This window comes from Streptomyces sp. NPDC058469, from assembly GCF_042721125.1.
Classification (GTDB): Bacteria; Actinomycetota; Actinomycetes; order Streptomycetales; family Streptomycetaceae; genus Streptomyces.
Map to the genome: position 1 here is coordinate 1 of NZ_JBHXME010000055.1, position 24,286 is coordinate 24,286.

The following is a 24,286-nucleotide window of genomic DNA, read 5'->3' on the forward strand; positions in this document are numbered from 1 at the left end:
CGGGGGAGTTCCGCACGACGAGCGGCAAGTCCCGGCCCCGTATCTGTGGTTCCCGCCGACGCGGGGGTGTTCCGGCCCAGTACGGGGTGTTGATGCGGTAGTAGCCGTGATTCCCGCCGACGCGGGGGTGTTCCGTCACCTCAATCACCGTGAATCGAGGGACCATGGTGGTTCCCGCCGACGCGGGGGTGTTCCGCGGATCCACTCCGGCTGGTCCTCCTCGACCTTGTGGTTCCCGCCGACGCAGGGGTGTTCCGATGTCGGGCTTGCAGGGATAGCGCTCGCCTTGAGTGGTTCCCGCCGACGCGGGGGTGTTCCGCCGCCACCGCGGCCGGCATCCTGCCCACGTTCGTGGTTCCCGCCGACGCGGGGGTGTTCCGTCCGTCACGGTCGACGCCCTGACCATCGACGCGTGGTTCCCGCCGACGCGGGGGTGTTCCGGTCGATGACGCGTCCTGGGCGCAGCTCGGCGGGTGGTTACCGCCGACGCGGGGGTGTTCCGGCTCGGGAGTCCATGCCGGCGCAGGCCGCGTTGTGGTTCCCGCCGACGCGGGAGTGTTCCGATCGACCTCGCCGACGAAATCCTCGTGATCAAGTGGTTCCTGCCGACGTGGGGGTGTTCCGTCAGCCAGGGCAACGCCAGTAGACGGCTTAGCGTGGTTCCAACGACGCAAGGATGTTGCTGTGAGCTTCCCATCGTCGCCGCGCTGCAAGTCGTAGTCCCCGCCGATGCGGGGGCCGTGACCGTGCCAACGACGCGAGCGTCCTGCCGAAGTCCGCTCAGCCGACGCGAAGAAGGCCCTCCAGGAGATCTACAACGCCGAGGACCGTGAGCACGCAGTAAGGCGATCGTCGCGTTCGCCCAGATCTACAGCGCGAAGTTCCCAAGGCAGTCAAGAAGACCATTGATGACATTGATGAACTGCCAGCGTTCTACGACTTCCCCGCCGAGCACTGGATTCACCTGCGGACCACGAATCCGATCGCGTCAACGTTCGCCACCGTCCGGCTGCGGACCAAGGTCACCCGGGGCGCCAGCATGGCGGCCGCCGCCCTTGCCCTGATCTTCAAGCTCGTCGAGTCCGCCCAGGCCCGCTGGTGGGCCGTGAACCCACCTCGCTGGCCTCGTCCGTGCCGGAACCCGCTTCGAACACGTCCAGTCCAGCCCGGCGAACGCCCCAGCAGCCAGGACCCCGTTCGAACCAGGAACCCAGATCGTGCTTATGAGTGGCCGCCGCTTCCGTTCACACGCGTGCGGTTCACCATGTCCGGGATCCGGCCGGTCCGGCGCCAGCGAGCCAGAACGGCCCGCCCGTAGTTGTTCGTGCCCGCCACCCGATCCAGCTCCGCGCCACTGGGCGCACGACCGGCAGCCAACTGTCCCTGGAAGTGTTCCCACATCACCTCCTCCGCCGTCACCTCAACCGACCGAGACCGACCACCCTCCGGTAGCAGGGCATGAGCCTCCTCCGACTCACCGCCGTCTGATGGCTCTCGGCCGCTCTCGCTCACCTCTCGCCGATCCGTCGCCGTCTCGGTCCGCCGCGTTTTCATCTCGCGGGGTGTCCTCGCTCTCGTCTCGTTCGGGGTTCGGGCCACTCTCGTACCGAGTCTCGGCGGCAGTTGTCGACGGACCACCCGCACTCTCGACACCCTCTCGACCTCCGAGACAGTGCGCGAGCAGCTCCACCGAGAGCAACAACGCGACCGGCGGCCAACCCGCCACCAACACCGGCTTCCAATCCAACGCAGGCGCAGCCGCCACATTCGCCGCCAACGACACCGCGATACCAAGAAGAAACGCCAGCCACACCACGGCCCGAGCCCGACGTCCCACCCCACGAGCCGAGTTCAACAACCCCACCGTCGCCAGCAACAACAACCCATCCACCGACAACGGCCACAACGTCGCACTCACCACATCCGCCCCACCCTGGAGCGCAAACTCCCGCTGATGCACGTAGGAGGCATACGCAGCCACCGAAGCAACCACCAGCGCACAACCACGCCGCGCCCACACCTCAAAACCGGAAGCACCACCGGCAGACGCCGAAGAGGCGCCCCGCACGCTCGCAGACTCGTCGTGCACCGTTTCGCCCGAGGCGCTCACCGGGAACCACCCCTACGACGGCGCCGCCGCACTTGCGGCACGGCCACCGTGCCGGAAAGCACCAGCTCACGGCGGCTACGCGACCGTACAGATGCTGTCGCTGCCCCACCCGGGACTCGAACCTGCCGCCATGCCGCTGCAGCAAGTCAAACGTCGCCGACGCCGTAGCAAGCCAGGGCTCAATCGGAACGCTGCCCCTGCGGTTCGTTTGCCCACTTGCGGAACACTTCTGTCGCGCCGCCGCCATTCCGGCTCCCCCGTACGAGCGCGGTCAACTGTCTCGATCGTCTCGCGCCGATGCGAAGTTCCCTTCGTAGCGTCTCGGCCGAGACGGGCCGTTGGTGTAGTTCCCGGTGCCGGGCATCAAGCAGCCGAGCCTGCGTCAGCAACGGGTCGTCGTCATCATGCAGCCGCTCGCTCTTCGCCTGCCCCCTTCGCCCTCCCCGCTCCCCTTGAAGGCCATCTGGGCGGTGCACCAACAACTCCACCGACAACAGCAGTGCCACCGGAGGCCACCCAGCGACCAACACCGGCTTCCACTCCAAAGCCGGGGCTGCCGCAACGTTCGCAGCCAGGGAAACCGCGATACCCAGAAGGAACGCCGACCACACCGCGCCTCGGGCCCGGCGAGTGTGGGCCCCGGAAGGCTTCAGCAAACCAACCGTGGCCAGGAGCAGCAAACCATCGACGGACAGCGGCCACAACGAGGCGCTGACCGTATCCGCCCCACCCTGCAACGCGAACTCCCGCTGATGAACATACGAGGCGTAGGCCGCGACCCCGGCAACCACGAGAGCACACAGAGGACGGATCCACGCATCGAGATCGAAGTCGCGGCCTCCGGTGTCTCCCTCCCGGGGGCCGGTGGCATCACTCATCAGACCCACCGCCGGGACGGCCATTCCAGTGCACAACGCGTGCACACTTCCACGGGAACTCCCGGGAACTCGCAGGTAGAAGCGGGAAGCCCCCAGGCACAGGAAAGGGCCCCGACCGGACCATAAGCCCAGGTCAGAGCCCTGCCGACAGACGAGTCGGGCTGTACGCCGGGTTCTGTCACCCGGCCACCTCGCGGCGGCCGGGGAGACGGCCATCCATCTAGGACCGGTGTTGCCACCGGCCTCGTGCGGTCTACCCGCGGACTCGGGCGGGCAGCCCTCGAACGTCCGCGCAGAGCGCGCTTTTCACGGCGGCACTCCTTTTGACCTTGCTCCGGGTGGGGTTTACCTAGCCGCCTGAGTCGCCTCAGGCGCTGGTGGTCTCTTACACCACCGTTTCACCCTTACCGGAGACCGAGATCTCCGGCGGTCTGTTTTCTGTGGCACTGTCCCGCGGGTCACCCCGGGTGGCCGTTAGCCATCACCCTGCCCTGTGGAGCCCGGACGTTCCTCGGGAAGTCCCCCTAGGGGCACTCCACGCGGCCGTCCGCCCGGCTCGTCTGCCGTGTCGACCATGCTACCGGGCGGCCACCGCCCCGCGGACCGGTGGCCGCCGTCGCCAGCACCGACCCCGCCAGGATCAGCGTGAAGGCCACCGCGATGCCCACCGTCAGGCTCTCCCCCAGGAACAGCGCGCCCGCCGCCACCGCGACCGCCGGGTTGACGTACGTGATCACCGTCGAACGCGTCGGGCCGACCTCCTTGATCAGCTCTAGGAAGGCCACGAACGCCACCGCCGTGCAGATCACTCCCAGACCGGCGAGGGACGCCAGGACCTGGGGGGATGGGACCGAGGAGGGCCACGTCACCGCCGCCGCGGGGGCGTAGACGACCGCCGCCAACGCCAGGCACGGGGCCGTCAGCTGGAGCGTCGGGACGTCCTTCAAGTAGCGGGCGGCGATCAGCGGCGCCGTCGCATAGCCCAGTACCGTCAGCAGCACCTCCGCCAGGGAGCGCGCGTCGCCGCCCGTCAGGTGCGGGACCGTGAGGACCGTGACCCCGGCCAGGCCCAGCGCCAGGCCGGTCACACGCCGGGCGCCCAGTCGCTCGGCGTCCCCGAAGAACCTCGACGTCACCACGCCCACGATCGGTACGCCCGCGATCAGCAGTCCCGCCGTAGAGCTGGACAGGTGCCGTTCCGCGTCCGTCAGCGTGAACCACGGGCCGATGATCTCTATGCACGCGAAGGCCAGCATCGGGCGCCAGTGCGTCCGGACCGTGCGGGTCAGGCCGCCTTGTCGTAGCGCGAAGGGCAGCAGAATTACGGCGCCCAGGGCGCAGCGTGTGAAGACGACCATGGACGGGGACAGCGGGGCGTCCACCGCCACCTTGATCATCAGGTAGGGGATGCCCCACACCACTCCCATCAGGGAGAACAGGAACCAGCCGCGTGCAGTCATACGGCGAGTGTCGGACCGGTCAGCGCACGCGGTCTTGAACGCTGTTGCGGTACGCCGCCGGCGTCACCCCCAGCACCCGCCGGAACCAGCGCGTCAGATGCGCCTGGTCCGCGAAGCCCACCTGCGCCGCCACCTCCGCAGGACGCCCGCCCGCCTCCAGCAGGACGCGGGCCCGGGTCACCCGGTACTGGGCGAGCCAGGCGTACGGCGGTATCCCCATCGTCGTACGGAAGGCTCGAAGGAGTTGGTAGCGGGACAGGCCGAAGTCCGCCGCCAGGGACGAGAGCGACGGCGGGGTGAGCAGTTCGTCCGCCAGGCGGTCCCGTATCGCGTGGGCCACCCATGCCGCGCCCGGGATCTCATCCGGTATCGGGCGGGATGTCGAGTGGCGGCGGGCCAGCGCCGTCAGGAGCCACGGGAGGCGGGACTCCGCCTCCAACGGGTCCGGGCAGGCGCTGAGTTGGGTGTGCGCCACGCGCAGCGCCACGGCGAGTTCGGCGTCGTCGAGGAGCGGCTCGCGGAAGTGCGGGAGGCCGCCGCCGAGGATGCCGTCGGTGAGGAGGGCCGGGTCGGCGTACAGGGCGCGGTAGGCGTAGCCGTCGGTGGTGGTGCCGGGGCCGCCGGTGTGCATTTCGCCGGGCGCGAGGACGACGATGGAGCCCGGGGTCGTACGGATGTGGCCGCCGCGGTAGTCGATCAGTTCCGAGCCGCCGACGCAGACGCCGATCGTGAACTCGGCGTGCGCGTGCGGGGCGTAGACGTGCCGGTCGAAGCGGGCGGTCAGGAGGTCGAGGGGTGGGCCGCAGCGGCCCAGCCTCGCCCTCGTCCACAGGGCTTGTTCACGTGCGTTCACCGGCGGTCCCCCCTTTTTCCTCAAGGGTGCAACGCGCCGGGGCCGCGTGTCATGCCGGGGTGAGCGCCCGCTCCAACGCTTCGAACGTCGCCGTCATCCGCGCCCGGTGGTCCGCCACGAGGTTCTCCGCCCGCTCCCCCTCCATCAGGCGGCGCGCGGTGGCGACGTAGACCGTGCGGTACGCGGCGAGGGTGAGGGCCGCGGTCAGGTCGGGGTCGGGGGTGTCGGGGGCGGTTTCGGTGAGGGCGGCGGAGAGGGCGTTCTCGATCTCCTCCAGGGCCTCGCGGGCCCGGGCGCGCAGGGCGGGCGAGTCGGTGACGACCTGCCAGAAGTCCGGGAAGGCGGCGCCGGGGACGCCCAACGGGTGGCGCCTGTCGAGGAGTTCGAGGGCGAGGCGGCGCAGTGCCGCGAGCGGGGTCTCGTCCGGCGCGCGGTCGCGTACCGCCCCGGAGAACACCTCGACCGCTTCCGCTATGCGGTCGAAGTACAGGTCCTCCTTGCGCGGGAAGTAGTTGAAGACGGTCATCGTCGACACCTCGGCGGCCCGCGCGACCTCCGCGACCGGGACCTGGTCGAAGCCGCGCTCCCGGAACAGCTCCGAGGCGACGTTCGAGATCCGTTGCCTCGTCGCCCGCTTCTTGCGTTCCCTCAGCGGCAGCTCGGCCGCGCCCTTGTTCTCGTTCCCGCTCTCGTCCACGAGAACAGTGTAGCCAACATAATTTTTTAGTGACTAAAATCTAGGCATGAGCACTGACACGCACATCAACATCGACACCGGCGCGAACTACGACGTCGTCATCGCCGGAGCCGGGCCCATCGGGCTGCTGCTGGCCTGTGAGCTGCGGCTCGGCGGGGCTCGTGTGCTGGTCGCGGAGCGGCTGACCGAGGTGGACGAGACCGTCAAGGCGGGCGGGATCAACACCCTCACCGCCGTCGCCCTCTACCGGCGGGGGCTGCTGCCCGCGCTGACCGAGGTGCAGGTGGAGACGGCGAACGGCATGAAGGAGTTCCTGCGGACGCAGAGCGGCGGTGAGGGGGCCGCCCCGCCGCCGAAGTCCGCCGGGCACTTCGCCGGGATCACGCTGCGGGCCGATCTGCTCGACGCGTCGGACCCCGCCTTCGCCGAGGTCGGTCCGCCCGGCGAGGTCGGACGGTTCGTCCCGCAGGCCCCGTTGGAGCGGCTGCTCGGCCGGCGCGCAGGTGAACTCGGCGTCGAGGTGCGCAGGCAGGTCGAGTTGACCGGCTTCGACGCTGATGAAGAAGGGGTGACCGTACACCTCGCGCCTACGGACGGCTCCGCGCCGCAGGTCGTCCGGACCGGCTGGCTGGTCGGCTGCGACGGCGGGCGCAGCCTCGTGCGCAAGCTCGCCGGGTTCCAATTCCCCGGCACCGCACCGGAGATCACCGGCTACCAGGCGATCGCCGACCTGACCGGCACCGAGGGACTGAGCCGGGGCTGGAACGCCACCGGCACGGGGATGTACACCTACGGCCCGATGCCGGGACGGATGGTCAGCATCGAGTTCGACGGACCGCCCGCCGACCGTCAGTCCCCGGTCACCACCGAGGAGTTGCAGGCCAGCGTGCGCCGGGTGACCGGCGTCGACGTCACCGTGCACACGCTGCGTTCGGCGACCCGGTTCACCGACAACTGCCGTCAGGCGGACACCTATCGCTCGGGCCGGGTGCTGCTCGCGGGCGACGCGGCGCATGTGCACTCGCCGTTCGGCGGACAGGGGCTCAACCTCGGGGTCGGCGACGCAATGAACCTGGGCTGGAAGCTCGCCCTGGTGGTGAGCGGCCGGGCGCCGGTGGAGCTGCTGGACACGTACACGGCGGAACGGCATCCGATCGGCGCCTGGGTGCTGGACTGGACGCGCGCCCAGATCGCGGTGATGCGCCCCGACGCGCACGCCCGTGCCCTGCGCGGGGTGATCGGCGACCTCGCGGGGACGGTCGACGGCACGACGTATTTCGTCAAGCGGATCTCCGGCGCCTGGCAGCGCTACGACCTCCCCGGCGACCACCCGCTGACCGGCCGCAGCGCCCCCGACCTCGAACTCGCCGACGACACCCGCCTCGGCGACCACCTCCACACCGGCCGCGCCCTCCTCCTCGACCTCACCGACGACCCCAAACTCCGCGCCCGCGCGGCCGGTTACGAGGGCCTGGTGGACGTGCTGACCACCCGCTGCCCCCAACACCCCGAACTGGCCGGGCTGTTGGTACGCCCGGACGGGTTCACCGCCTGGGCAGCCGACAATGACAGCCCCGAGGACGACCCCTCGGACGCGCTGCGGCTGTGGTTCGGCGCGCCGCTTGGCGCTTGACACTGCCGCGACGTCAGCATCTGCACTGACCCCATGAGGACCAACTGGGCAGGCGGCGGGCGGGTGTTCGGGTATGCGCGGGCGCGACGGGCCATGGTGGCCGGGTCGGCACTCGCGTGCGTACTGGAGACGCTCACGATGTCGGTGCTGCTGCGGGACTGGCCGGTGCTCGACCAAGTGGTTCCGGTCCTGGGCCTGTTCGCGGTCGCGTCCGTCGCCGCCCTGCACGTGTCCTCCGTCGCCCGCCCGCACCTGCTGGACACCCACGCACTACGGCTCCGGCGGGCCGCCCGCGCCGACGTGATCGTCCCGCTGGGTCATATCGCCTCCGCCGAGGGCGAGTCACGGGTGGCCCGGCGCCGGGCCGACGGCGAACTCGACCTCCCCGTCGGCTTCCGCACCTCCGTCACCCTCCGACTCGCCGAGCCCGTCGCCCACTTCACGCTCCTCGGCCGACGGCGGGAGGCCGACACCGTCCACTTCCACGCCGACGACGCCGACCGCGTCGTAGCGACCCTTCAGGCCCGTCTGGAAGCGGTCAGGCGGGCGCGAACCGTACCTTCGACGTCCCCGGGTCCGCCTGGGTGAGCCGGACCCGCAGCCGCTCCCCCAACGGCAGCGGAGTCGTGCCCCCTTCGAGGCGGGCGACCACCGCCGGGGTGTCCAACTGCACCTTTCCCACGGTGGGTTGGCGTTCCTCCACGTCCACCACGTAGCCCTCGAAGAGGTCGCCGACGCGGTCCTTCAGCAACGCCGCCTCGACGATGTCGACGCACTCGCGCTCGACGGTGCCCGCGAGGCGGGTGCCGTCGGCCATCTGTTTGGGGAGGGCGTCGAGGCCGGCCAGGACCCAGGCGGGCGGGGAGCCGGGGGCGAGGCAGAGCTCGGAGGCGTAGCGGTCGACGAGGCGGCGTAGCGGGGCCGTGCAGTGGGTGTAGGGGGCGGCGACGGCCGCGTGGGTGGTGACGGCGGGGAGGTCGCCGTCGCGGAAGACCGTGTAGCCGGCGCCGCGCAGCAGGGTCGTGCACTCCTGGAGGAAGGCCGCGTGGTGCGGGTGGTGCGGGTCGAGGGAGCGGATGAGCTCGGCGTACGACATGTGGTGCGGCCAGTCGATGTGCAGGGCGTGCGCGGTGCGGTGGAGGCGGCCGACCGCGCCGTCCGGGGCGGTGGGCAGGGTGCGCAGGACGCCGGTGCCGTGCGTGAGCATCAGGTCGGCCGCGGCCATGCCGGTGAGGAGGGAGATCTGGGCGTTCCATCCGTCGGCGGGGAGCGGGGCGCGGTAGGCGAGTTCGTAGGTGTGGTCGCGCTCCACGATCTCCTGCTCGGGCACGTTGAGGGAGATGCCGCCGCGCTCGACCTCCAGCCGTTCGCGTGCCTCGCCGATGTCCTTGAGCAGCGCGAGCGGCTCCTCGGCGGTGCCCGCGTCGATGCGCCGCTGCGCGGTGGCGTAGTCGAGTTTGGCCCGGCTGCGGACGAGGGCGCGGCGGACGTCGACGGCGGACGTACGGCCGTCCGCGTCCAGGTCGATCGTCCACAGCACCGCCGGCCGGGTCACGTCCGGCAGCAGGCTCGCGGCGCCCTCGCTCAGCAGGGGCGGGTGCAGCGGGGTCTTCTCGTCCGGGAAGTACAGGGTGGTGACGCGACGGTGGGCCTCCGCGTCCAGCGCCCCGCCGGGGACCACGAAGGCGGCCACGTCGGCGATGGCGTACCGGACCCGGAAACCGGCCCCCCTGCGAGACAGGTGCATCGCCTGGTCCAGGTCCATGGACGTGGGCGGGTCGATGGTGAAGAAGGGGATGCCGGTCGCGTCCTCGGCGGGCGGCACCGGGGCCTTCGCGGCGCGTTCCGCCTCCGCCAGCACCTCCGGCGGGAAGTTCTCGGGTACGCCGAGTTCGGTACGGAGCGCGGTGAGGGCGGCGCGGAGCGGGGCTTCGGGGGTGCCGGTCACCCGGATGCGGCGGCTGGGCATGACACGAGCGTAGGCACAATCCGCAGGCCCGCACCCTTTACGCTGGCGCGGAGCTCTACAGAAACAGTGCGGAGCTTCAGAGAGAGACAGAAGGAGTACGCGTGCTTGTCCTGCTGCCGCCTTCCGAAGGCAAGGCCTCCTCCGGCCGCGGTGCCCCGCTCAAGCCGGAGTCGCTCTCGCTGCCGGGACTCACCGACGCCCGCGCGGCCGTACTCGACGAACTCGTCGACCTGTGCGCGGCCGACGAGGACAAGGCACGCGAGGTGCTCGGGCTCAGCGAGGGACTGCGCGGCGAGATCGCGAAGAACACGGAGCTGCGGACTGCGGGTGCGCGGCCCGCCGGGGAGATCTACACCGGTGTCCTCTACGACGCCCTCGACCTGGCCTCGCTCGACCCGGCCGCGAAGCGGCGTGCCGCGCGCTCGCTGCTGGTGTTCTCCGGGTTGTGGGGCGCGGTGCGCGTGACGGACCGGATTCCGTCGTACCGCTGCTCGATGGGGGTACGGCTGCCCGGGCTCGGGGCGCTGGGCGCGCACTGGCGGGCGCCGATGGCGGCCGTGCTGCCGGAGGTCGCCGGGGACGGGCTCGTCCTCGACCTGCGGTCCTCTGCGTACGCGGCGGCGTGGAAGCCGAAGGGCGAGGTCGCGGGGCGGACGGCGACCGTACGGGTGCTGCACGCGCCGACCCGGAAGGTCGTCAGCCACTTCAACAAGGCGACGAAGGGGCGGATCGTGCGGAGCCTGTTGACTGCTTCGAGCGCGCCCAGGACGCCGGGCGAGCTGGTGGAGGCGTTGCGGGATCTGGGGTACGAGGTGGAGGCGGAGGCGCCCTCGCAGGCGGGGCGGCCCTGGGCGCTGGATGTGCTGGTGGACGAGATTCACTGAGCACCGGGTTCGCTGACTGTCGGTCGAGCACGCATGCGTGCGTTGCAGCATGCGCAATAAGCTTTGCGCATGCTGCGTTGGCTCGGCAGGATGAGGCCATGCCTTCCTCGTCGTGGCCTTCCTCCTCCCTGCTCGATCTCGCTCCCGTGCTGCCCGTCGTCGTCATCGAGGACGCCGCCGACGCCGTGCCGCTCGCGCGGGCGCTGGTGGCCGGGGGGCTGCCGGCGATCGAGGTGACGTTGCGGACGCCGGCCGCGTTGGAGGCGTTGCGGGCGATCGCGGGTGAGGTGCCGGGGGCGGTGGTCGGGGCGGGGACCGTGCTGACTCCGGGGCAGGTGAAGGAGTGCGTGGGCGCGGGGGCGCGGTTCCTGGTGAGTCCCGGGTGGACGGAGCTGCTGCTGGAGGCGATGCAGGCGTCCGGGGTGCCGTTCCTGCCGGGGGTGTCGACCACGTCGGAGGTCGTGGCGCTGCTGGAACGCGGGGTGCGGGAGATGAAGTTCTTCCCGGCTCAGGCGGCGGGCGGTACGGCGTATCTCAGGTCGCTGGCCGGGCCGTTGCCGCAGGCGCGGTTCTGTCCTACCGGTGGGATAGGGATCAACTCCGCGCCGGAATACCTGGCGTTGCCCAACGTCGGCTGTGTGGGCGGGAGTTGGATGATCCCGGCGGACGCGGTGGCCGCGCGGGACTGGGGGCGGATCGAGGCGCTGGCCCGCGAGGCGGCGGCGCTCAGCGCAGGTGGGACGTGTCGTTGAAGAGCCGTACGCTCGCGTTGCCGTCCGTGTAGTACGCCACCGCCGAGAGGGAGGCCGCCGACAGTTCCATGCGGAACAGGGACTCCGGCGGGGCGCCCAGGGCGAGTTGGACGAACGTCTTGATCGGGGTGACGTGGGTGACGAGCAGGACGGTGCGGCCCGCGTAGGCCGCGATCAGCTTGTCGCGGGTGGCGGCGATTCGGGTCGCCGTCTCCGCGAAACTCTCGCCGCCGCCGGTGGGTTGGGCCGTGGGGTCGGCCAACCAGGTGGTCAGGTCGTCGGGGTAGCGCTCGCGGACCTCGCCGAAGGTCAGGCCCTCCCAGGCGCCGAAGTCCGTTTCGCGCAGGCCCTCTTCGATCGTCACGTCGAGGCCGAGGCGCTCCGCTACGGCTGCGGCGGTTTCCCTGGTGCGGGTCAGGGGGGACGCGATGATGTGCTGGATGGTGCCGCGGGCTGCCAACGCGGTTGCCGCTCGCTCGGCTTGGTCCCTGCCGACGTTCGAGAGGGAGGGGTTGGTGCCGCCGCTGCCCGAGAAGCGTTTCTGGGGGGTCAGGGGGGTTTCGCCGTGGCGTAGGAGGACGAAGGTTGCGGGGGCGCCCATGTCCGCGGGGGCCCAACCTGAGGTGGGGGTGGCTACGTTGCGGGCGGCGCGGGCGTCGGCTGTGGACTTTTCGGTTGTCGTCACAGTGCGGGTGAGTGGGGGCTGGTCACGCCCGCGCGGCGGAGCCGCAGATGTCACAGCCCCGCGCCCCTTAAGGGCTTCGCCTGAGCCTGCGTCGGAAGGCTCCGCATGTGTCCCGCGCCCCCGAAAAGCCTCAGCTGAACCGGTGCTCAGAAGTTCTGCCGTTGACTCTGACGCCGACCACTGCTCGCCGCGCTTCCCCGCGTCCATCGCCTCGTTGGCCAAGCGGTCCGCGTGCTTGTTCTTCTCTCGCGGGATCCACTCGTACGTCACCTGATCCGGCGGAAACACCGCACCCGCCTCTGCCGCCAGCGGCTTCATGTCGGGGTGTTTGATCTTCCAACGGCCCGACATCTGCTCGACGACGAGCTTGGAGTCCATGCGGACGTGGATGTGGGCGGACGGGTCCAGGGCGTGGGCGGTGCGGAGGCCCGCCAACAAGCCGCGGTACTCGGCAACGTTGTTCGTGGCCACGCCGATGTACTCGGCCGCCTCCGCCAACGTCTCTCCCGTCGTCGCGTCGATGACCACGCTGCCGTAGCCCGCGGGGCCCGGGTTGCCCCGGGAACCGCCGTCGGCCTCGACGATGAACTCCCGCACGGCGCAAGCTCCTTACAGACCCGAGTCGGACGTGCGCACCAGGATGCGGCGGCAGTTCTCGCAGCGGACCACCGTGTCGGGGGCCGCCGCGCGGACCTCGTTGAAATCGGTGATGGCCAGCTCCTGGCGGCAGCCCTGGCAGGTGCGCTGGTACAGCTTGGCCGCGCCGATGCCGCCCTGCTGCTGGCGGAGCTTGTCGTAGAGCTTCAGGAGGTCCGCGGGGATGGTGGCCGAGAGAACCTCGCGCTCCTTCTCGGCCTTGGCCTCGTCGGCGTCGAGGGTCTCGTAGGCGGCTTCGCGGCGGGCGGTCGCGTCGTCGATCCTGCCCTGCACGGAACCGACCCGCTCGGTCAGTTCGGCGGTGCGCTCCTGCGCGGACTCACGGCGTTCCATGACCTCCAGGACGATGTCCTCCAGGTCGCCCTGGCGCTTGGCGAGGGAGACGATCTCGCGCTGGAGGTTCTCCAGGTCCTTGGGCGAGGTGACGGCACCCGAGTCGAGGCGCTGCTGGTCGCGGGTGGCGCGCTGGCGCACCTGGTCCACGTCCTGCTCGGCCTTGGTCTGCTCGCGGGCGCAGTCGCTCTCCTCGGTCTGCACGGCCACGAGCAGGTCGCGCAGCTGCGTGAGGTCCTTGGTCAGCGAGTCGATCTCGGCGTGCTCGGGCAGCGAGTTGCGCTTGTGCGCGAGCTGCGAGAGGCGTACGTCGAGGGCCTGGACGTCGAGAAGTCGGATCTGGTCGGCGGGCGCGGCGTTCAGTTGGGGGCTCCAGGTTTGTCAGGTGTGGTGGTGGACGCCGCGTGGGCGGTCCAGGGGTCGGTGACCGTCTTGGAGACGTGGACCCGCAGGTCCCATCCCTCGCGGTCGGAGATCTCGTCGAGCTGGGCGGCGGCCAGCTCGCACCAGGGCCACTCGGTGGCCCAGTGCGCGGCGTCGAGCAGCGCGAGAGGGTTCTGAGGGTTTTGGGCGCGGGCCTCGGATACGGGGTGATGGCGGAGGTCCGCTGTCAGGAAAGCGTCTACGCCTGCCGCTCGTACGTCGTCGAAGAGGCTGTCGCCGGAGCCGCCGCTGACCGCGACCCGGTGGACCAGGGCCTCGGGGTCGCCCGCGACGCGGATGCCCTGCGCTGTCGCGGGCAGCCGTTCGGCGGCGCGGGCCGCGAGGTCGCGGACGGTCAGCGGGTGGTCCAGCTCGCAGATCCGGCCCAGGCCTCTGCGGCCTTCCGGATCGGTCGGGTCCGGTACGAGTGGTCCTACGACCCTGAGGTCCAGCGCACCCGCGAGGGCGTCGGAGACTCCCGGGTCGGCGCGGTCGGCGTTGGTGTGGGCGACGTGCAGCGCGATGTCGTGCTTGATCAGGGTGTGCACCACGCGGCCCTTGAAGGTGGAGGCCGCGACCGTGGTCGTACCGCGCAGGTAGAGGGGGTGGTGGGTGACCAGCAGGTCGGCGCCCAGCTTCACGGCCTCGTCGACGATCTCCCGCACCGGGTCCACGGCGAACAGCACGCGGGTGACGTCCTGGTCCGGGTCGCCCACGACGGTGCCGACCGCGTCCCAGGACTCGGCCCGCTCGGCGGGCCACAGGTTCTCCAGCGCGGCGATGACTTCGGACAGGCGGGGTACGGACTGACGGGGCACGGGGAAAGGCTACCTGGCTGGACCGATCGGCTGAACCGCTGAACCGGCCGTACGGAGGTGCGCGGCCCCGTTCAGCACACCCGCCCCCGTTTCCTCAGGCGAATCGTTACTTGGCCACCCTTATGGATGATGAGGCTGCTCATCGGTCCCACGCCCGTACGTGCGAAAACTAGTTTCGTCGCCGGAGGTGACCGAACCATGACGGCCTGTGCGATCGAGCCCACGGCTCAGGACGAGGACGGGGACGAGTGCGGGGAACCGCGGACCGATGGCACCCAGTGTGCGATCACCGCGGACGGGGCGTACGCCGCCCGCCTCGCGCCGGCCGGCGACTGTCTGTTCCCGGAGCGGTGGACGCTGGACGGCCCCGAGCCGTACGCGGTGCCGCTGCCCGGCAACCAGCCGGAGGAGCCCGGTACCGAGGTGCAGCCGATGGGCGACGGGCGGGTGCTCATCCGGCGGCTGGTCGACGGGCGGCACGCGTTCTCGCTGCTGTACCCGACCGGTCCCGGCACGGGTGAGCTGCTGCTCGGCGCGGTCGAGTGCCCGGACCCGGACACCCGGCTGCGGCTGCTGCCGCCCGCGCCGGGGGGCGAGAAGGCGTACGCCCTCGCCGTGGGCCGGCGCTCGACCGCCGTGTGGCTGGTGGCGGGCGGGGCGTTCGGGCCGGAGCATCTCGCGATGGTCCCGGGGCGGTGTTCGGGCGGGGTCTGGCTGGACCGGGCGGGACGGATGCTGGCCCTGGACCGGGAGGTCGGCGGGCGGACCAAGGCGATCGTGGTGGACCTGGAGCGGGACGGCGAGGTGTCGCCGCTGCTGCAGATCGCCGCGGACAGCGACGACCGGCTGCTGGCGGCCGATCCCGACAGCGGGCTGCTGCTGATCCGCTCGGACGCGCCGTCGCCGGGGCGGGAGGACCGGTTGGGCTGGGGGGTGATCGGCTCCACGCTGCCGGTGCGGTTCCCGGAGTGCCTGCGGCTGCCGGACTGCACGGTGACGCCGTTCGCGATCCAGCCGGGGCAGGTGCTGATGCCGGAGAACTGCGGGGTCGCGCTCCGTATCGACGGGCCGGCCGGCACCTGGTTCGCCGTATGGCGGCCCGCCGAACGGCAGTTGCTCCAACTCCCGGCGCCCGAGGGGTGGTTGGCGGGCGCCGGGCTGTGGACCGAGGACGGGGTGCTGCGACTGCCGTACGCCACACAGGAAGTGCCGTGCGGTGTGGCGCGGTTCGCGGTGCCCAGGGGGGCGGGGGAAATCGGGGGCCCAGGGGCAGGGGGGAACCCCGGGGTGGCGGGGGCGACGGGGGGTACGGGGGAAACACGCCCGGAGGATCCGGTTCGGGACGGGACGGGGGGCGCGCCTGGGGAGGCCGCGCCGGGGCCGTCGAAACCGTCACAGCCGGATCCTCCGGTGCCGGTCGCACCCCGTCCGGTGCCCTTGCGGGAGGCTCCGCTCAACGGCCGGGTGGCCGTCGGGTAACAAAGTGGTGTGGCTCGGTAACGAACTCGTTCCGGACGGCAGGCCGCCTCGCTTCACCCCGGGAACGGCTGGATAAGATCGCCGGGCTGTATGAAGGATCATGTTGCTACGGGGTGAAGTATCCGATGAACGACACGAACACCGCGCAGACCATGTCTGCCGACACACACGAGGCCTCCGGCCACGGCAAGCACCGGGGCCCGGTCTCGGCGCAGGACGGCGATTCGGCCGCCCACGGCCGTCACCGCAAGCCGTCCGAGCAGTCCGAACAGTCCCGGTACGCGGCTGTCTGACGCCACGTCAGGCGCCCTGCACCACCCAGCACGACACGACCCCGCTCGTCTCCGGACGGGCGGGGTCGTCCGCGTCAATGTCCGGACAGGCGGGGTCGGTCGCGTCCGTGTCCGGGTCCCGGTGACCTATCCGTCGCTGTCCCGCTTGAGCCCGAGCACCTCCGCCGCCGCGAACGTCTCGCCGTCCGGCCGCCGCGCGTAGTGCGGAGTGAGTACGGCGTCCAGCTCGTCGTAGCTGAAGATGTCCTGCTTGCTGTCGAACTTGGCCTGGACGTGCGGGCGTTCGACGATCGCGACCATGCCGCCGTGGACGACGAGCAGCTGTCCGTTGATGCGTTCGGCGGCGGGTGAGGCCAAGTAGCCGACGAGCGGGGCGACATGCTCGGGGGCGAGCGGGTCGAGGCCGTCGTCGGGCTCCTGGAAACCGGCGAAGACGTCCTCGGTCATCCGGGTGCGGGCGCGCGGGCAGATGGCGTTCGCGGTCACGCCGTACTTGGCGAGGGCGAGGGCCGTGGAGGTGGTCAGGCCGACGATTCCGCCTTTCGCGGCGGCGTAGTTGGGCTGTCCCGCCGAACCGGCCAGGTACGCCTCGGACGAGGTGTTCACGATCCGCCCGTACACCTGTGCGCCACTCGCCTTGGACCGCTCGCGCCAGTGCGCGGCGGCGAAGTGGGTCGTGTTGAAGTGGCCCTTGAGGTGGACCCGGATCACCGCGTCCCACTCGCCCTCCGTCATGGAGAAGACCATGCGGTCGCGCAGGATGCCCGCGTTGTTGACGAGGATGTCGAGCCTGCCGAACTCGGCGATCGCCAACTCGACCAGTTCGGCGGCCTGTTGGAAGTCGGCGACGTCCCCGGTGTGGGCGACGGCCCGGCCGCCCGCCTCGCGGATCTCGGCGGCGACCCGTTCGGCGGGGCCCGCGGAGGCCTCGCCGGAGCCGTCCCGGCCCGGTTGTCCGTAGTCGTTGACGACGACGGCCGCGCCGAGCCGGCCGAGTTCCAGCGCCTCGGCCCGGCCGAGCCCGCGTCCGGCGCCGGTGACGATCGCGGAGAGGCCCTCAAGTGGCAGTGACATCAAGGTCCTTTCAGTGGAAGAGGTGTCCTCAGATCTCGATGCACGTGCGCAGGGCCGTCCCCTGGCGCATCTGGTCGAGGGCCTCGTTGATGTCGGCCAGCGGTACGCGGTGGGTGATCAGGCTCTCCAGGTCGACGCGGCCCGCCCGCCACAGGGCGATCGTGCGCTCGTAGGAACGCAGCACGTCGCCGCCGCCGTACATCGAGGGCAGGATGCGCTTCTCGTCGAAGAACAGCTCGAACATGCTGAGTTGGAGATAGTCGTCGAGGGCGCCCGCGCCGACGACGACGAGAGTGCCGCCGCGGCGGGTGTTCTCGTAGGCGGTGCGGGCGGTGGCGGAGCGGCCGACGACCTCGAAGACGTAGTCGAAGCCCTCGCCGCCGGTGACCTGTTGCTTGGCGTCGGGCAGCTCGTCCGGTGAGATCGCCCTCGTGGCACCGAACTTGAGGGCGGCCTCGCGGCGGGAGGCGACCGGGTCGACGGCGACGATCTCGGCGGCGCCCTTGAGCCGGGCGCCCTGGATCGCGGAGATGCCGACGCCGCCGCAGCCGATGACGGCCACCGACGAACCGGCTTCCACGTCAGCGGTGTTGAGGGCGGCGCCGAGTCCGGTGGTGACGCCGCAGCCGATGAGGGCGGCGATGTCGAAGGGCACGTCGTCGGGGATCGGTACGGCGCAGCCCGCGTCGACGACGACCTCCTCGGCGAAGGTGCCGGTGCCCGCGAAGCCGAACACATCGCCGCTGGGGCGCTTGAAGTTGGGGGTGCCCGCGTTCATGAAACCGGCCAGGCACAGCTGGGTCTGGCCGCGCTTGCAGGCGGGACACACCCCGCAGGCCGGCAGCCAGCAGACGACGACCCGGTCACCGGGCTTCAAGTGGCTGACGCCCTCGCCGACTTCGAGGATCTCGCCGGCACCTTCGTGCCCGGGTACGAAGGGGGCGGGCTGCGGCAGGACGCCGGCCATCGCGGACAGGTCCGAGTGGCACAGCCCCGTGGCGCGCACCCGGATCCGGACCCGGCCTGGTCCGAATCCCACGGCCTCGACGTCGTCGAGGACCTCCAGTTTGTCCTGGCCTATCTCGTGCAGTACGGCTGCGAGCATGATGCGGCTCCCCTCAACTCTGGCCTGGCTCAGGAGTGTTCGACGATCATTCGGGGTCAGGGGTGTTCGGCGGTCATTCGGGGTCAGGAGTGTTCGACGGTCGTGTCGGCGAGGACGGGTGCGTCGTCCCGTTCCACGGCGCTCACCGCGACCCGCACCTCGGCATCGCCCTGCCGCCACATGCGGATGCGCAGCGTCTCGCCGGGGAACACCACTCCGGCGAACCGTGTGTCGTACGCGCGCACCCGGCTCACATCGCCGTCGAGCAGCGTGTCGACGACCGCCTTGAGCGTCATGCCGTAGGTGCACAACCCGTGCAGGATGGGCCGGTCGAACCCGGCGAGCTTGGCGAACTCGGGGTCGGCGTGCAGCGGGTTCCAGTCGCCGGAGAGGCGGTAGAGGAGGGCCTGGTCCTCGCGGACGGCACGCTCAACGACCTTGTCGGGGGCGCCTGTTGGGGGTTCGAGGCGGGTGGAGGGGCCGCGGTCGCCGCCCCAGCCGCCCTCTCCCCGTACGAAGATCTGCGCGTCGTTGGTCCACAACGGGCCGTCGGCGTCGGCGACTTCGGTGCGCATGACGAGGACGGCCGCCTTGCCCTTGTCGTAGACGGCGGCGATACGGCCGGTGCTGGTCGCGGTGCCCTGCGCCGGGATGGGGCGGTGCAGGCGCAGGGACTGGCCGCCGTGCAGGACGCGGGCGAGGTCGACCTCGACGCCGGGCATGGACAGGCCGCTGATCACGCCGGGCGAGCCGTTGCCCGCGACGGTGGCGAAACTCGGCAGGACGTGCAGCCGGGACTCCAGGGTGTAGCGCAGCTCGTCGGGGTCGGTCGCGGGGGTGCCCGCGCCGAGGCCGAGGTGGTAGAGCTGGACGTCCTTGGTGGTCCAGGAGATCTCTCCCGAGCGGGGTTCGGCGGCGAGTGCCCTGGCGGCGTCGATCGGCATGGGTCTCCTGTTCGGTGGCGGCGAACGCCGGTGGCGGCGGCGTGCGTCATGGTGGCGAGAGACCCCGGTGCGGCCGTCCGCACCGTCGGCCGCACCGAGGTCGTCACGGGCCGACCTAGAACGCGTTCCAGTCCGGCGCCCTTCTGTATAGCCGAGCGCCCCGCACTTGTGAAGGCTCCTGACGGTGCGTCAGGTGGGTGTCGATACCGGCGTCCGTTCCGGCACCCGTGACATTTGTCCTGCCCGAGTCCGTACATGCGCATCTGCCGGGCGGGGGGCGCGGATCCGTAGCGTCATAGCCATGACACAGACAGGTGGGGCGGCGGTCAGGGCGGTAGGCGGGACGCCAGACCGGACAGAGCGTGCCGTGTCCTTCGCGGGGGCGGTCAAGACCTTCGGCGCGGTGCGTGCCGTGGACGGTGTGGACCTGGAGATCGGGCGCGGCGAGACGGTCGCGCTGCTCGGCCGCAACGGCGCGGGCAAGTCGACGGCGATCTCGCTGCTGCTCGGGCTGAACGCGCCCGACGCCGGCACGGTCGAACTGTTCGGCGCCGCACCGGAGTCGGCCGTACACAACGGCCTGGTCGGGGCGATGCTGCAGGAGGCGCGGGCGGTGCCCCGGGTCACCGTCGGCGAGCTGGTCGCCTTCGTCGCCCGGCGTTATCCGGCGCCGATGCCCGTCGCGCGGGCCCTGGAGCTGGCCGGTATCGGCGAGCTGGCCGGCCGGCGGGTGGACCGGCTGTCGGGCGGGCAGACACAGCGCGTGCGGTTCGCCGTAGCGCTGGCCGGGAACCCGTCGCTGATCGTCCTCGACGAGCCGACCGCGGCGCTGGACGTGGAGGCGCGGCACGCGTTCTGGCAGTCGATGCGGGCGTATGCCCGGCGCGGTCACACCGTCCTGTTCTCCACGCACTATCTGGAGGAGGCGGACGAGCACGCGGACCGGATCGTCGTCATCGACCGGGGCCGGATCGTCGCGGACGGCACCGGCGAGCAGCTCAAGCGGGCGGCCGGCGGCAGCCTCGTCTCCTTCGACCTGGCCGGCCGCGCCACCGAGGGCCTGACCCTGCTGCCCGGCGTACGGTCCCTCGAAGTGCGCGGCGACCGCGCGCTGCTGCGCACCGACGACTCGGACGCGACCGTGATCGCCCTCGCCGCCCGCAACGCGATCCGCGGCCTGGAGGTCACCCCGGCCTCCCTCGACGACGCGTTCCTGACACTGACGGCACGCGAACTGGAGACGATGTGACGCGCGACCGTCTGCGGCTCGCAGGCCGCCGGACCACGCGTGACCCCGGCTCGGTGACCGGCGGTACGGCCACGATCCGCCGCCGCAAAGCCACCCCGGCATCCCCGAACAACACCTCCACCGCCCGCACCTCCCCCGAGACGGAGACCGTCCGATGATCGACTACCTGCGCCTCGAAGTACGCCGGACCCTGCGCGACATCGGCTTCGTGATCGGTGGGATCGCGATGCCGGTGATGATGTACCTGCTGTTCACGAACCTCGGCGGTGACGACAGCGGCTACAAGGCCACGGCGATGGTCGGGATGGCCGCCTACGGCGCGGTCGGCTCCGCCCTCAACACCGGCGGCGGGGTCGCCGAGGACCGGGCGATCGGCTGGCTGCGGCAACTGCGGGTGACCCCGATGACCCCGCGCCAGGTCGTCGTCGGCCGGGCGCTGACCGGTTCGGTGACCGTGCTGCCCGCGATCGTCGCGGTGCTCGCGGCGGCCGGCCTGGTCAACGGCGTACGGCTGGACGCCTGGCAGTGGGCGGCGATCGCGCTGCTCCTGTGGCTGGGTTCGATCCCCTTCACCCTGCTCGGCCTCGGCAACGGCTACGGGCTCACCTCGCAGACCACCGGCGTCGCGAACATGGCCTGCACCATGGGGCTCGCGGTGATCGGCGGCCTGTGGTTCCCGATCAGCCTCTTCCCCGGCTGGCTGCGCGCGATCTCCCACTACACCCCGACCAACCGCTTCGCCGAACTCGGCACCTCCGTCGCCGACGGGCACGCCCCGGCGCTCGGCGCGATCGTGGTGCTGACGGCCTGGCTGCTCGCGTTCGGTTCGTACGCTGTCCTGGCGTACCGCCGGACCGGGCGGACCGTGTGACCGGGGGAGCGAGAGAGATGTCCTGGATGCGAGGGATCACCTGCCAGCTGCGCGCCTGGCGGACGGCGCGGGCCCAGTGGAAGGCCGACATGGCGGAGTTCAAGACCGCGCAGAAGGAGGCCCGCCGCAAGGGCGAGTGGCCCGAGAACCCCGGCCCGCCGCCGACCGGCTTCTCCCTGCTGCCGTGGCTGCTGATGGGAATGGGCTCCTTCTCCAACCTCCTCCAGGGCAAGACCTCCAACCCCTGGATCGGCGGCCTGGGCCTGTTCGTCTTCAACTCCCTCTACATCTATGTCGTGTTCCGCTCCTTCGTGAAGGAGAAGCGGACGGCGGTCTCGACCCTGGCGGCCCTGGTCGTGATGGGCCTGATCACCTGCGGCCTCGCCCTCGGCTACGGCGGCAGCTGGCTCTACTTCTTCCCCCTGCTCGGCCTCGCCACGGGTGCCGTCGTGCGGGGCCCGCGCCTCGGCCAGGTCGGCCTCGCGCTGACCGCACTCGCCGCCGCGGTCTCCGTGTACCGGTCGGGCTGGGACGCGATCAACATCGCGTACGGCACGTTCCTGTCGACGATGGTGACCGCGGCGATCCTCTCCCTCTCCGAGGCCGTACGCGAACTGCGCGCCGCCCGCGAGGAGTTGGCCCGCCGCGCGGTCGAGAAGGAACGGATGCGCTTCTCCCGCGATCTGCACGACCTGCTCGGGCACACCCTCTCGGTGATCGTCGTGAAGTCGGAGGCGGCCCGGCGCCTCGCACCCCGTGACATGGAGGCCGCGCTCGACCAGATCACCGACATCGAGGCCGTGGGCCGGCAGGCGCTCACCGAGATCCGCGAGGCGGTCACCGGTTACCGCGAGGGCAGCCTCGCCACCGAACTGGACCGCGCCCGCTCCGCCCTGTCCGCCGCCGACATCGATCCGGTGGTCCGCCGGTCGGGCCTGCCCCTGACCCCGCAGAACGAGGCCCTGCTGGGCTGGGTGGTCCGCGAGGCGGTCACCAACGTCGTACGGCACAGCCGCGCGACCCGCTGCGAGATCACGTTCGACGGCGTCCTGGACCGCGTCCGCCTGACCGTCGCCGACGACGGCCCCGGGGACGGCACAGGGGACAGCCCAGAGGACGCGGACTCCCCGGCGACCGGTCCCGCCGAGGGCATCACCATCGACGGGACCGGCCTGAAGGGCCTGACCGAACGCCTCGCGACGGCGGGCGGCTCCTTGCGGGCCGGCCCGTCGCCACGCGGCGGCTTCACGGTCACCGCCGAACTCCCGGTCGAGGCAGTGGACTTGACGTCCGCTGTGGTGGCTACGACGGGAGCTGCGGCTGGAACTACTTCTGGAGCTACGGCTGGAGCTACGGCGCCCAGGGAGCGGTAACCACCCAGCTCACGTCGTCCGTCCACGAGGTGGCGCTGTCCCAGGTGTTGGAGCCGCCGTTGCTCGCTATGTAGACGTTGAGGTTGTAGTGCCGGATGAACTTCGTCGGGTAGTTGTACGACGCGAACGAGGTGCCCGTGCCGCTCTTGCCGGTCGAGGCGCAGAACGTGGCGTCCTGTCTGAACTGCGTGGTGCCGACCATGGGTTGGCGGTAGAGCTGGTAGTTGTAGTGGCGCAGGAAGTCGCCCGGGTAGTTCCGCGACTCGAAGGAGTAGCAGGAGCTGTCGGCGAGTCCCCTGCGGACGATCCAGGTGGCGTCGCCCTTGTCGACCGTCGAACTGCTCGACGTGATGGCCGAGACGACCGCCGCGTTGTTCTGGTGGCGGATGTAGTCGCCGGTGCAGCACGAGGTCGTCGCGCGCAGCGAGATCTCCGAACCGGCGGCCAGCGTCCCGGTGGTGCCGGTCGAGCCGCCGTAGCCGACGGACACGATGTTCGCCTGTACGGAGTTGTCGGCGGCGTCCGTCGGGATGCCCGCGGTCATGACGCCCTCGAAGAACGAACCGATGGAGCCGTTGCTGTTGTCCCCGCCGGTGCCCAGGACGATCGCGCCCTCCTGATGCATGGGCGAGTAACCACTCGTGGTGGGTTCACCCCCGGAATAGGAGGCCGTGAGACTCCCCGACTGTGCGTTTCCGGATTTCAGCGCGAAATGGTCCTGACCGTTGTTTTTCAGCAAAGCGGTGACGAACGGTATCGCCCCGGTGCCGGTGTTCGCCGTGTTCTTGCTGTACCCGGAGTCCGACTGGAACAGCCCGTTCTCCAGGTCGGCCTGCACCCAGGGACCCCCGCCGTAGCAGGGCGAGAACCAGCACTCGGTACCGAAGTTGATCGCGTCCATGTGACCGTTGCCGGTGTCCTTGTTGTTCGTCTCGGCGTTGCCGTAGTCGAAGCAGCAACTGCCGTTGACGTGGGTGCCCGAGGTCACCATGTACATCCCCTCGGCGGCGCCGTTGGTGGCCACGCCCGAGGTGGAGTTGTCGCGGTAGCCCATGCCGGCCGAGATCTCCAGGCCGTAGACCTGGTGTCCGCCGGCGGTCACCGGCAGCGCGTCCGCGGGCGACCCGACATCGGCGGCGCCGGCCCCGCCCGCGCCCTCGATCGTCAGGTCGTTGTGGCGCGCGGACTGGTCGTAGATCTTGGTGATGACGCACGTCGTACCGGAACAGAACGAGTCCTGGGCCGCCGCGTTGGCATACCCCCCGGCCGTCAGCAGGCCGATGTTCGCGGTGGCGCTGTCGGAGGCCCGCTGCACCTGGTACAGCGAGCCGTTGTACGACGAGTAGAGCGCTCTGACGAGACTGTGCGCGGCGACGCAGGGCGTCCCGGCGGTGGCGTAGATGTCGCACGGCAGCGAGGTGGCGGCCGACGCCTGCGGAACGCCGACGGCCAGCGCGAGGACGGTCACGAGCGCGGACAGTGCGGCCAGGGTGGCGTTTCTCAGCCGACGCGGCCGGGTGCGGAGGAATCTCAGGAACACGGTGCACCTCTTCTGTTGCGGGTAGGGCGGTGCGGGTGTGGTCGGAGCGGGTGGCGCAGGGTGCTTGGAGTGGGAGCACGGGCGACTGGTCGATATACCGGACGCCGTTCGATCGATATACCGAACCCATTCGCGATCGAAATGTCGAACTGCCGAAAGTTTGTCGAAAGGTTTCCGGAATCGGCCCGGTACGGGAAATTCCACGG

The 24,286-nt window shown here is 70.9% G+C and carries 22 protein-coding genes, 1 other RNA gene, 2 pseudogenes and 1 CRISPR repeat array; of the genes and pseudogenes, 11 read left to right on the forward strand and 14 right to left on the reverse strand.

Annotation, left to right across the window (positions count from 1 at the left end):
• Window positions 1-45: 45 nt before the first annotated feature.
• Window positions 46-624: a CRISPR direct-repeat array (repeat unit 29 nt; unit sequence GTGGTTCCCGCCGACGCGGGGGTGTTCCG).
• 100 nt (window positions 625-724) lie between these two features.
• Window positions 725-1,117, forward strand: a pseudogene (locus tag ACFWP5_RS23355) (transposase); the annotation flags it as partial.
• Between the two features lie 357 nt (window positions 1,118-1,474).
• Here ACFWP5_RS23355 and ACFWP5_RS23360 read toward each other — a convergent pair.
• The 6 genes and pseudogenes from ACFWP5_RS23360 to ACFWP5_RS23385 form a co-directional block, all read right to left on the reverse strand.
• Window positions 1,475-2,110 (reverse strand): DUF2637 domain-containing protein, encoded by a 636-nt coding sequence (locus ACFWP5_RS23360; protein WP_384159699.1) that lies wholly within the window; start codon window positions 2,108-2,110, stop codon window positions 1,475-1,477.
• A 179-nt stretch (window positions 2,111-2,289) separates the two neighbouring features.
• Window positions 2,290-2,988 (reverse strand): DUF2637 domain-containing protein, encoded by a 699-nt coding sequence (locus tag ACFWP5_RS23365; protein ID WP_384159702.1) that lies wholly within the window; start codon window positions 2,986-2,988, stop codon window positions 2,290-2,292.
• Window positions 2,989-3,136: 148 nt separating this feature from the next.
• Window positions 3,137-3,547: RNase P RNA component class A (gene rnpB / locus ACFWP5_RS23370), an RNA gene on the reverse strand.
• Window positions 3,548-3,665: 118 nt separating this feature from the next.
• A pseudogene (locus ACFWP5_RS23375) lies at window positions 3,666-4,448 on the reverse strand (DMT family transporter); the annotation flags it as partial.
• A 19-nt stretch (window positions 4,449-4,467) separates the two neighbouring features.
• Window positions 4,468-5,301, reverse strand: a complete 834-nt coding sequence (locus ACFWP5_RS23380; RefSeq protein WP_384159705.1) for a helix-turn-helix domain-containing protein — start codon at window positions 5,299-5,301, stop codon at window positions 4,468-4,470.
• A gap of 49 nt (window positions 5,302-5,350) precedes the next feature.
• A complete protein-coding gene (locus ACFWP5_RS23385) occupies window positions 5,351-5,998 on the reverse strand; it encodes a TetR/AcrR family transcriptional regulator (protein WP_384159709.1) in 648 nt (215 codons plus the stop codon).
• 46 nt (window positions 5,999-6,044) lie between these two features.
• Between ACFWP5_RS23385 and ACFWP5_RS23390 the strand changes: the two genes are divergently transcribed.
• Together ACFWP5_RS23390 and ACFWP5_RS23395 are read left to right on the forward strand one after the other, a co-directional pair.
• On the forward strand, window positions 6,045-7,631 hold the full coding sequence (locus ACFWP5_RS23390) for an FAD-dependent monooxygenase (protein ID WP_384159712.1): 1,587 nt from the start codon (window positions 6,045-6,047) through the stop codon (window positions 7,629-7,631).
• A 33-nt stretch (window positions 7,632-7,664) separates the two neighbouring features.
• Window positions 7,665-8,219: a hypothetical protein gene (locus ACFWP5_RS23395; protein WP_384159715.1), complete on the forward strand. Its 555-nt coding sequence runs from the start codon at window positions 7,665-7,667 to the stop codon at window positions 8,217-8,219.
• Here the strand turns inward: ACFWP5_RS23395 and ACFWP5_RS23400 are convergent.
• Window positions 8,170-9,600: an RNB domain-containing ribonuclease gene (locus ACFWP5_RS23400; protein ID WP_384159718.1), complete on the reverse strand. Its 1,431-nt coding sequence runs from the start codon at window positions 9,598-9,600 to the stop codon at window positions 8,170-8,172. The genes ACFWP5_RS23395 and ACFWP5_RS23400 overlap by 50 nt on opposite strands.
• A 101-nt stretch (window positions 9,601-9,701) precedes the next feature.
• On the opposite strand from ACFWP5_RS23400, the gene yaaA reads away from it, so the two are divergent.
• Window positions 9,702-10,484 (forward strand): peroxide stress protein YaaA, encoded by a 783-nt coding sequence (gene yaaA / locus ACFWP5_RS23405; RefSeq protein WP_384159720.1) that lies wholly within the window; start codon window positions 9,702-9,704, stop codon window positions 10,482-10,484.
• Window positions 10,485-10,582: 98 nt separating this feature from the next.
• A complete protein-coding gene (gene eda / locus ACFWP5_RS23410) occupies window positions 10,583-11,236 on the forward strand; it encodes a bifunctional 4-hydroxy-2-oxoglutarate aldolase/2-dehydro-3-deoxy-phosphogluconate aldolase (RefSeq protein WP_384159723.1) in 654 nt (217 codons plus the stop codon).
• Here the strand turns inward: eda and ACFWP5_RS23415 are convergent.
• Genes ACFWP5_RS23415 through ACFWP5_RS23425 form a run of 3 tightly spaced genes read right to left on the reverse strand, consistent with a single transcriptional unit; the run spans window position 11,211 to window position 14,152 of the window.
• The gene (locus tag ACFWP5_RS23415; protein ID WP_384159726.1) at window positions 11,211-12,518 is read right to left on the reverse strand and encodes a bifunctional RNase H/acid phosphatase; all 1,308 of its coding nucleotides are present in this window, start codon (window positions 12,516-12,518) and stop codon (window positions 11,211-11,213) included. The genes eda and ACFWP5_RS23415 overlap by 26 nt on opposite strands.
• Before the next feature lie 12 nt (window positions 12,519-12,530).
• Entirely contained in the window at window positions 12,531-13,274 is a 744-nt protein-coding gene (locus ACFWP5_RS23420) for a zinc ribbon domain-containing protein (RefSeq protein WP_384159848.1), read from the reverse strand.
• A complete protein-coding gene (locus ACFWP5_RS23425) occupies window positions 13,271-14,152 on the reverse strand; it encodes a Nif3-like dinuclear metal center hexameric protein (RefSeq protein ID WP_384159729.1) in 882 nt (293 codons plus the stop codon). Before ACFWP5_RS23425 ends, ACFWP5_RS23420 begins: the two co-directional genes overlap by 4 nt.
• A 198-nt stretch (window positions 14,153-14,350) precedes the next feature.
• On the opposite strand from ACFWP5_RS23425, the gene ACFWP5_RS23430 reads away from it, so the two are divergent.
• Window positions 14,351-15,631 carry a hypothetical protein gene (locus tag ACFWP5_RS23430; RefSeq protein ID WP_384159732.1) on the forward strand — a complete coding sequence of 427 codons (1,281 nt, stop codon included), beginning with the start codon at window positions 14,351-14,353 and terminating at the stop codon, window positions 15,629-15,631.
• A 125-nt stretch (window positions 15,632-15,756) separates the two neighbouring features.
• Window positions 15,757-15,924, forward strand: coding sequence for a hypothetical protein (locus ACFWP5_RS23435; protein ID WP_384159735.1), 168 nt, complete (start codon window positions 15,757-15,759; stop codon window positions 15,922-15,924).
• A gap of 126 nt (window positions 15,925-16,050) precedes the next feature.
• On the opposite strand, the gene ACFWP5_RS23440 is transcribed toward ACFWP5_RS23435, so the two are convergent.
• The 3 genes from ACFWP5_RS23440 to ACFWP5_RS23450 all read right to left on the reverse strand — a co-directional run bounded on the left by ACFWP5_RS23440 (window position 16,051) and on the right by ACFWP5_RS23450 (window position 19,047).
• Complete coding sequence (locus ACFWP5_RS23440) at window positions 16,051-16,998, reverse strand: 3-oxoacyl-ACP reductase (protein WP_384159738.1); 948 nt, start codon at window positions 16,996-16,998, stop codon at window positions 16,051-16,053.
• 28 nt (window positions 16,999-17,026) lie between these two features.
• Entirely contained in the window at window positions 17,027-18,103 is a 1,077-nt protein-coding gene (locus tag ACFWP5_RS23445; RefSeq protein WP_384159741.1) for a Zn-dependent alcohol dehydrogenase, read from the reverse strand.
• 83 nt (window positions 18,104-18,186) lie between these two features.
• Entirely contained in the window at window positions 18,187-19,047 is an 861-nt protein-coding gene (locus ACFWP5_RS23450) for a MaoC/PaaZ C-terminal domain-containing protein (protein WP_384159744.1), read from the reverse strand.
• A gap of 367 nt (window positions 19,048-19,414) precedes the next feature.
• On the opposite strand from ACFWP5_RS23450, the gene ACFWP5_RS23455 reads away from it, so the two are divergent.
• From ACFWP5_RS23455 to ACFWP5_RS23470, 4 genes are read left to right on the forward strand one after another with little or no spacing between them, the layout of a single operon-like run.
• Complete coding sequence (locus tag ACFWP5_RS23455; protein WP_384159851.1) at window positions 19,415-20,296, forward strand: ABC transporter ATP-binding protein; 882 nt, start codon at window positions 19,415-19,417, stop codon at window positions 20,294-20,296.
• Entirely contained in the window at window positions 20,293-20,454 is a 162-nt protein-coding gene (locus ACFWP5_RS23460) for a hypothetical protein (protein ID WP_384159747.1), read from the forward strand. Before ACFWP5_RS23455 ends, ACFWP5_RS23460 begins: the two co-directional genes overlap by 4 nt.
• On the forward strand, window positions 20,451-21,167 hold the full coding sequence (locus ACFWP5_RS23465; protein ID WP_384159750.1) for an ABC transporter permease: 717 nt from the start codon (window positions 20,451-20,453) through the stop codon (window positions 21,165-21,167). Before ACFWP5_RS23460 ends, ACFWP5_RS23465 begins: the two co-directional genes overlap by 4 nt.
• 17 nt (window positions 21,168-21,184) lie before the next feature.
• A complete protein-coding gene (locus ACFWP5_RS23470; RefSeq protein ID WP_384159753.1) occupies window positions 21,185-22,540 on the forward strand; it encodes a sensor histidine kinase in 1,356 nt (451 codons plus the stop codon).
• On the opposite strand, the gene ACFWP5_RS23475 is transcribed toward ACFWP5_RS23470, so the two are convergent.
• Window positions 22,518-24,080, reverse strand: a complete 1,563-nt coding sequence (locus tag ACFWP5_RS23475; RefSeq protein ID WP_384159756.1) for an alpha-L-arabinofuranosidase B — start codon at window positions 24,078-24,080, stop codon at window positions 22,518-22,520. The genes ACFWP5_RS23470 and ACFWP5_RS23475 overlap by 23 nt on opposite strands.
• Window positions 24,081-24,286 lie beyond the last annotated feature (206 nt).

Excerpts from the sequence above, each read along its gene's own strand:
- eda (WP_384159723.1), top strand. The coding sequence starts at position 10,583 with ATGCCTTCCTCGTCGTGGCCTTCCTCCTCCCTGCTCGATCTCGCTCCC.
- ACFWP5_RS23430 (WP_384159732.1), top strand. The coding sequence starts at position 14,351 with ATGACGGCCTGTGCGATCGAGCCCACGGCTCAGGACGAGGACGGGGAC.
- ACFWP5_RS23390 (WP_384159712.1), top strand. The coding sequence starts at position 6,045 with ATGAGCACTGACACGCACATCAACATCGACACCGGCGCGAACTACGAC.
- ACFWP5_RS23435 (WP_384159735.1), top strand. The coding sequence starts at position 15,757 with ATGAACGACACGAACACCGCGCAGACCATGTCTGCCGACACACACGAG.
- ACFWP5_RS23395 (WP_384159715.1), top strand. The coding sequence starts at position 7,665 with ATGAGGACCAACTGGGCAGGCGGCGGGCGGGTGTTCGGGTATGCGCGG.
- ACFWP5_RS23440 (WP_384159738.1), bottom strand. The coding sequence starts at position 16,998 with ATGTCACTGCCACTTGAGGGCCTCTCCGCGATCGTCACCGGCGCCGGA.
- ACFWP5_RS23445 (WP_384159741.1), bottom strand. The coding sequence starts at position 18,103 with ATGCTCGCAGCCGTACTGCACGAGATAGGCCAGGACAAACTGGAGGTC.
- ACFWP5_RS23465 (WP_384159750.1), top strand. The coding sequence starts at position 20,451 with ATGATCGACTACCTGCGCCTCGAAGTACGCCGGACCCTGCGCGACATC.
- ACFWP5_RS23400 (WP_384159718.1), bottom strand. The coding sequence starts at position 9,600 with ATGCCCAGCCGCCGCATCCGGGTGACCGGCACCCCCGAAGCCCCGCTC.
- ACFWP5_RS23365 (WP_384159702.1), bottom strand. The coding sequence starts at position 2,988 with ATGAGTGATGCCACCGGCCCCCGGGAGGGAGACACCGGAGGCCGCGAC.
- ACFWP5_RS23470 (WP_384159753.1), top strand. The coding sequence starts at position 21,185 with ATGTCCTGGATGCGAGGGATCACCTGCCAGCTGCGCGCCTGGCGGACG.
- ACFWP5_RS23450 (WP_384159744.1), bottom strand. The coding sequence starts at position 19,047 with ATGCCGATCGACGCCGCCAGGGCACTCGCCGCCGAACCCCGCTCGGGA.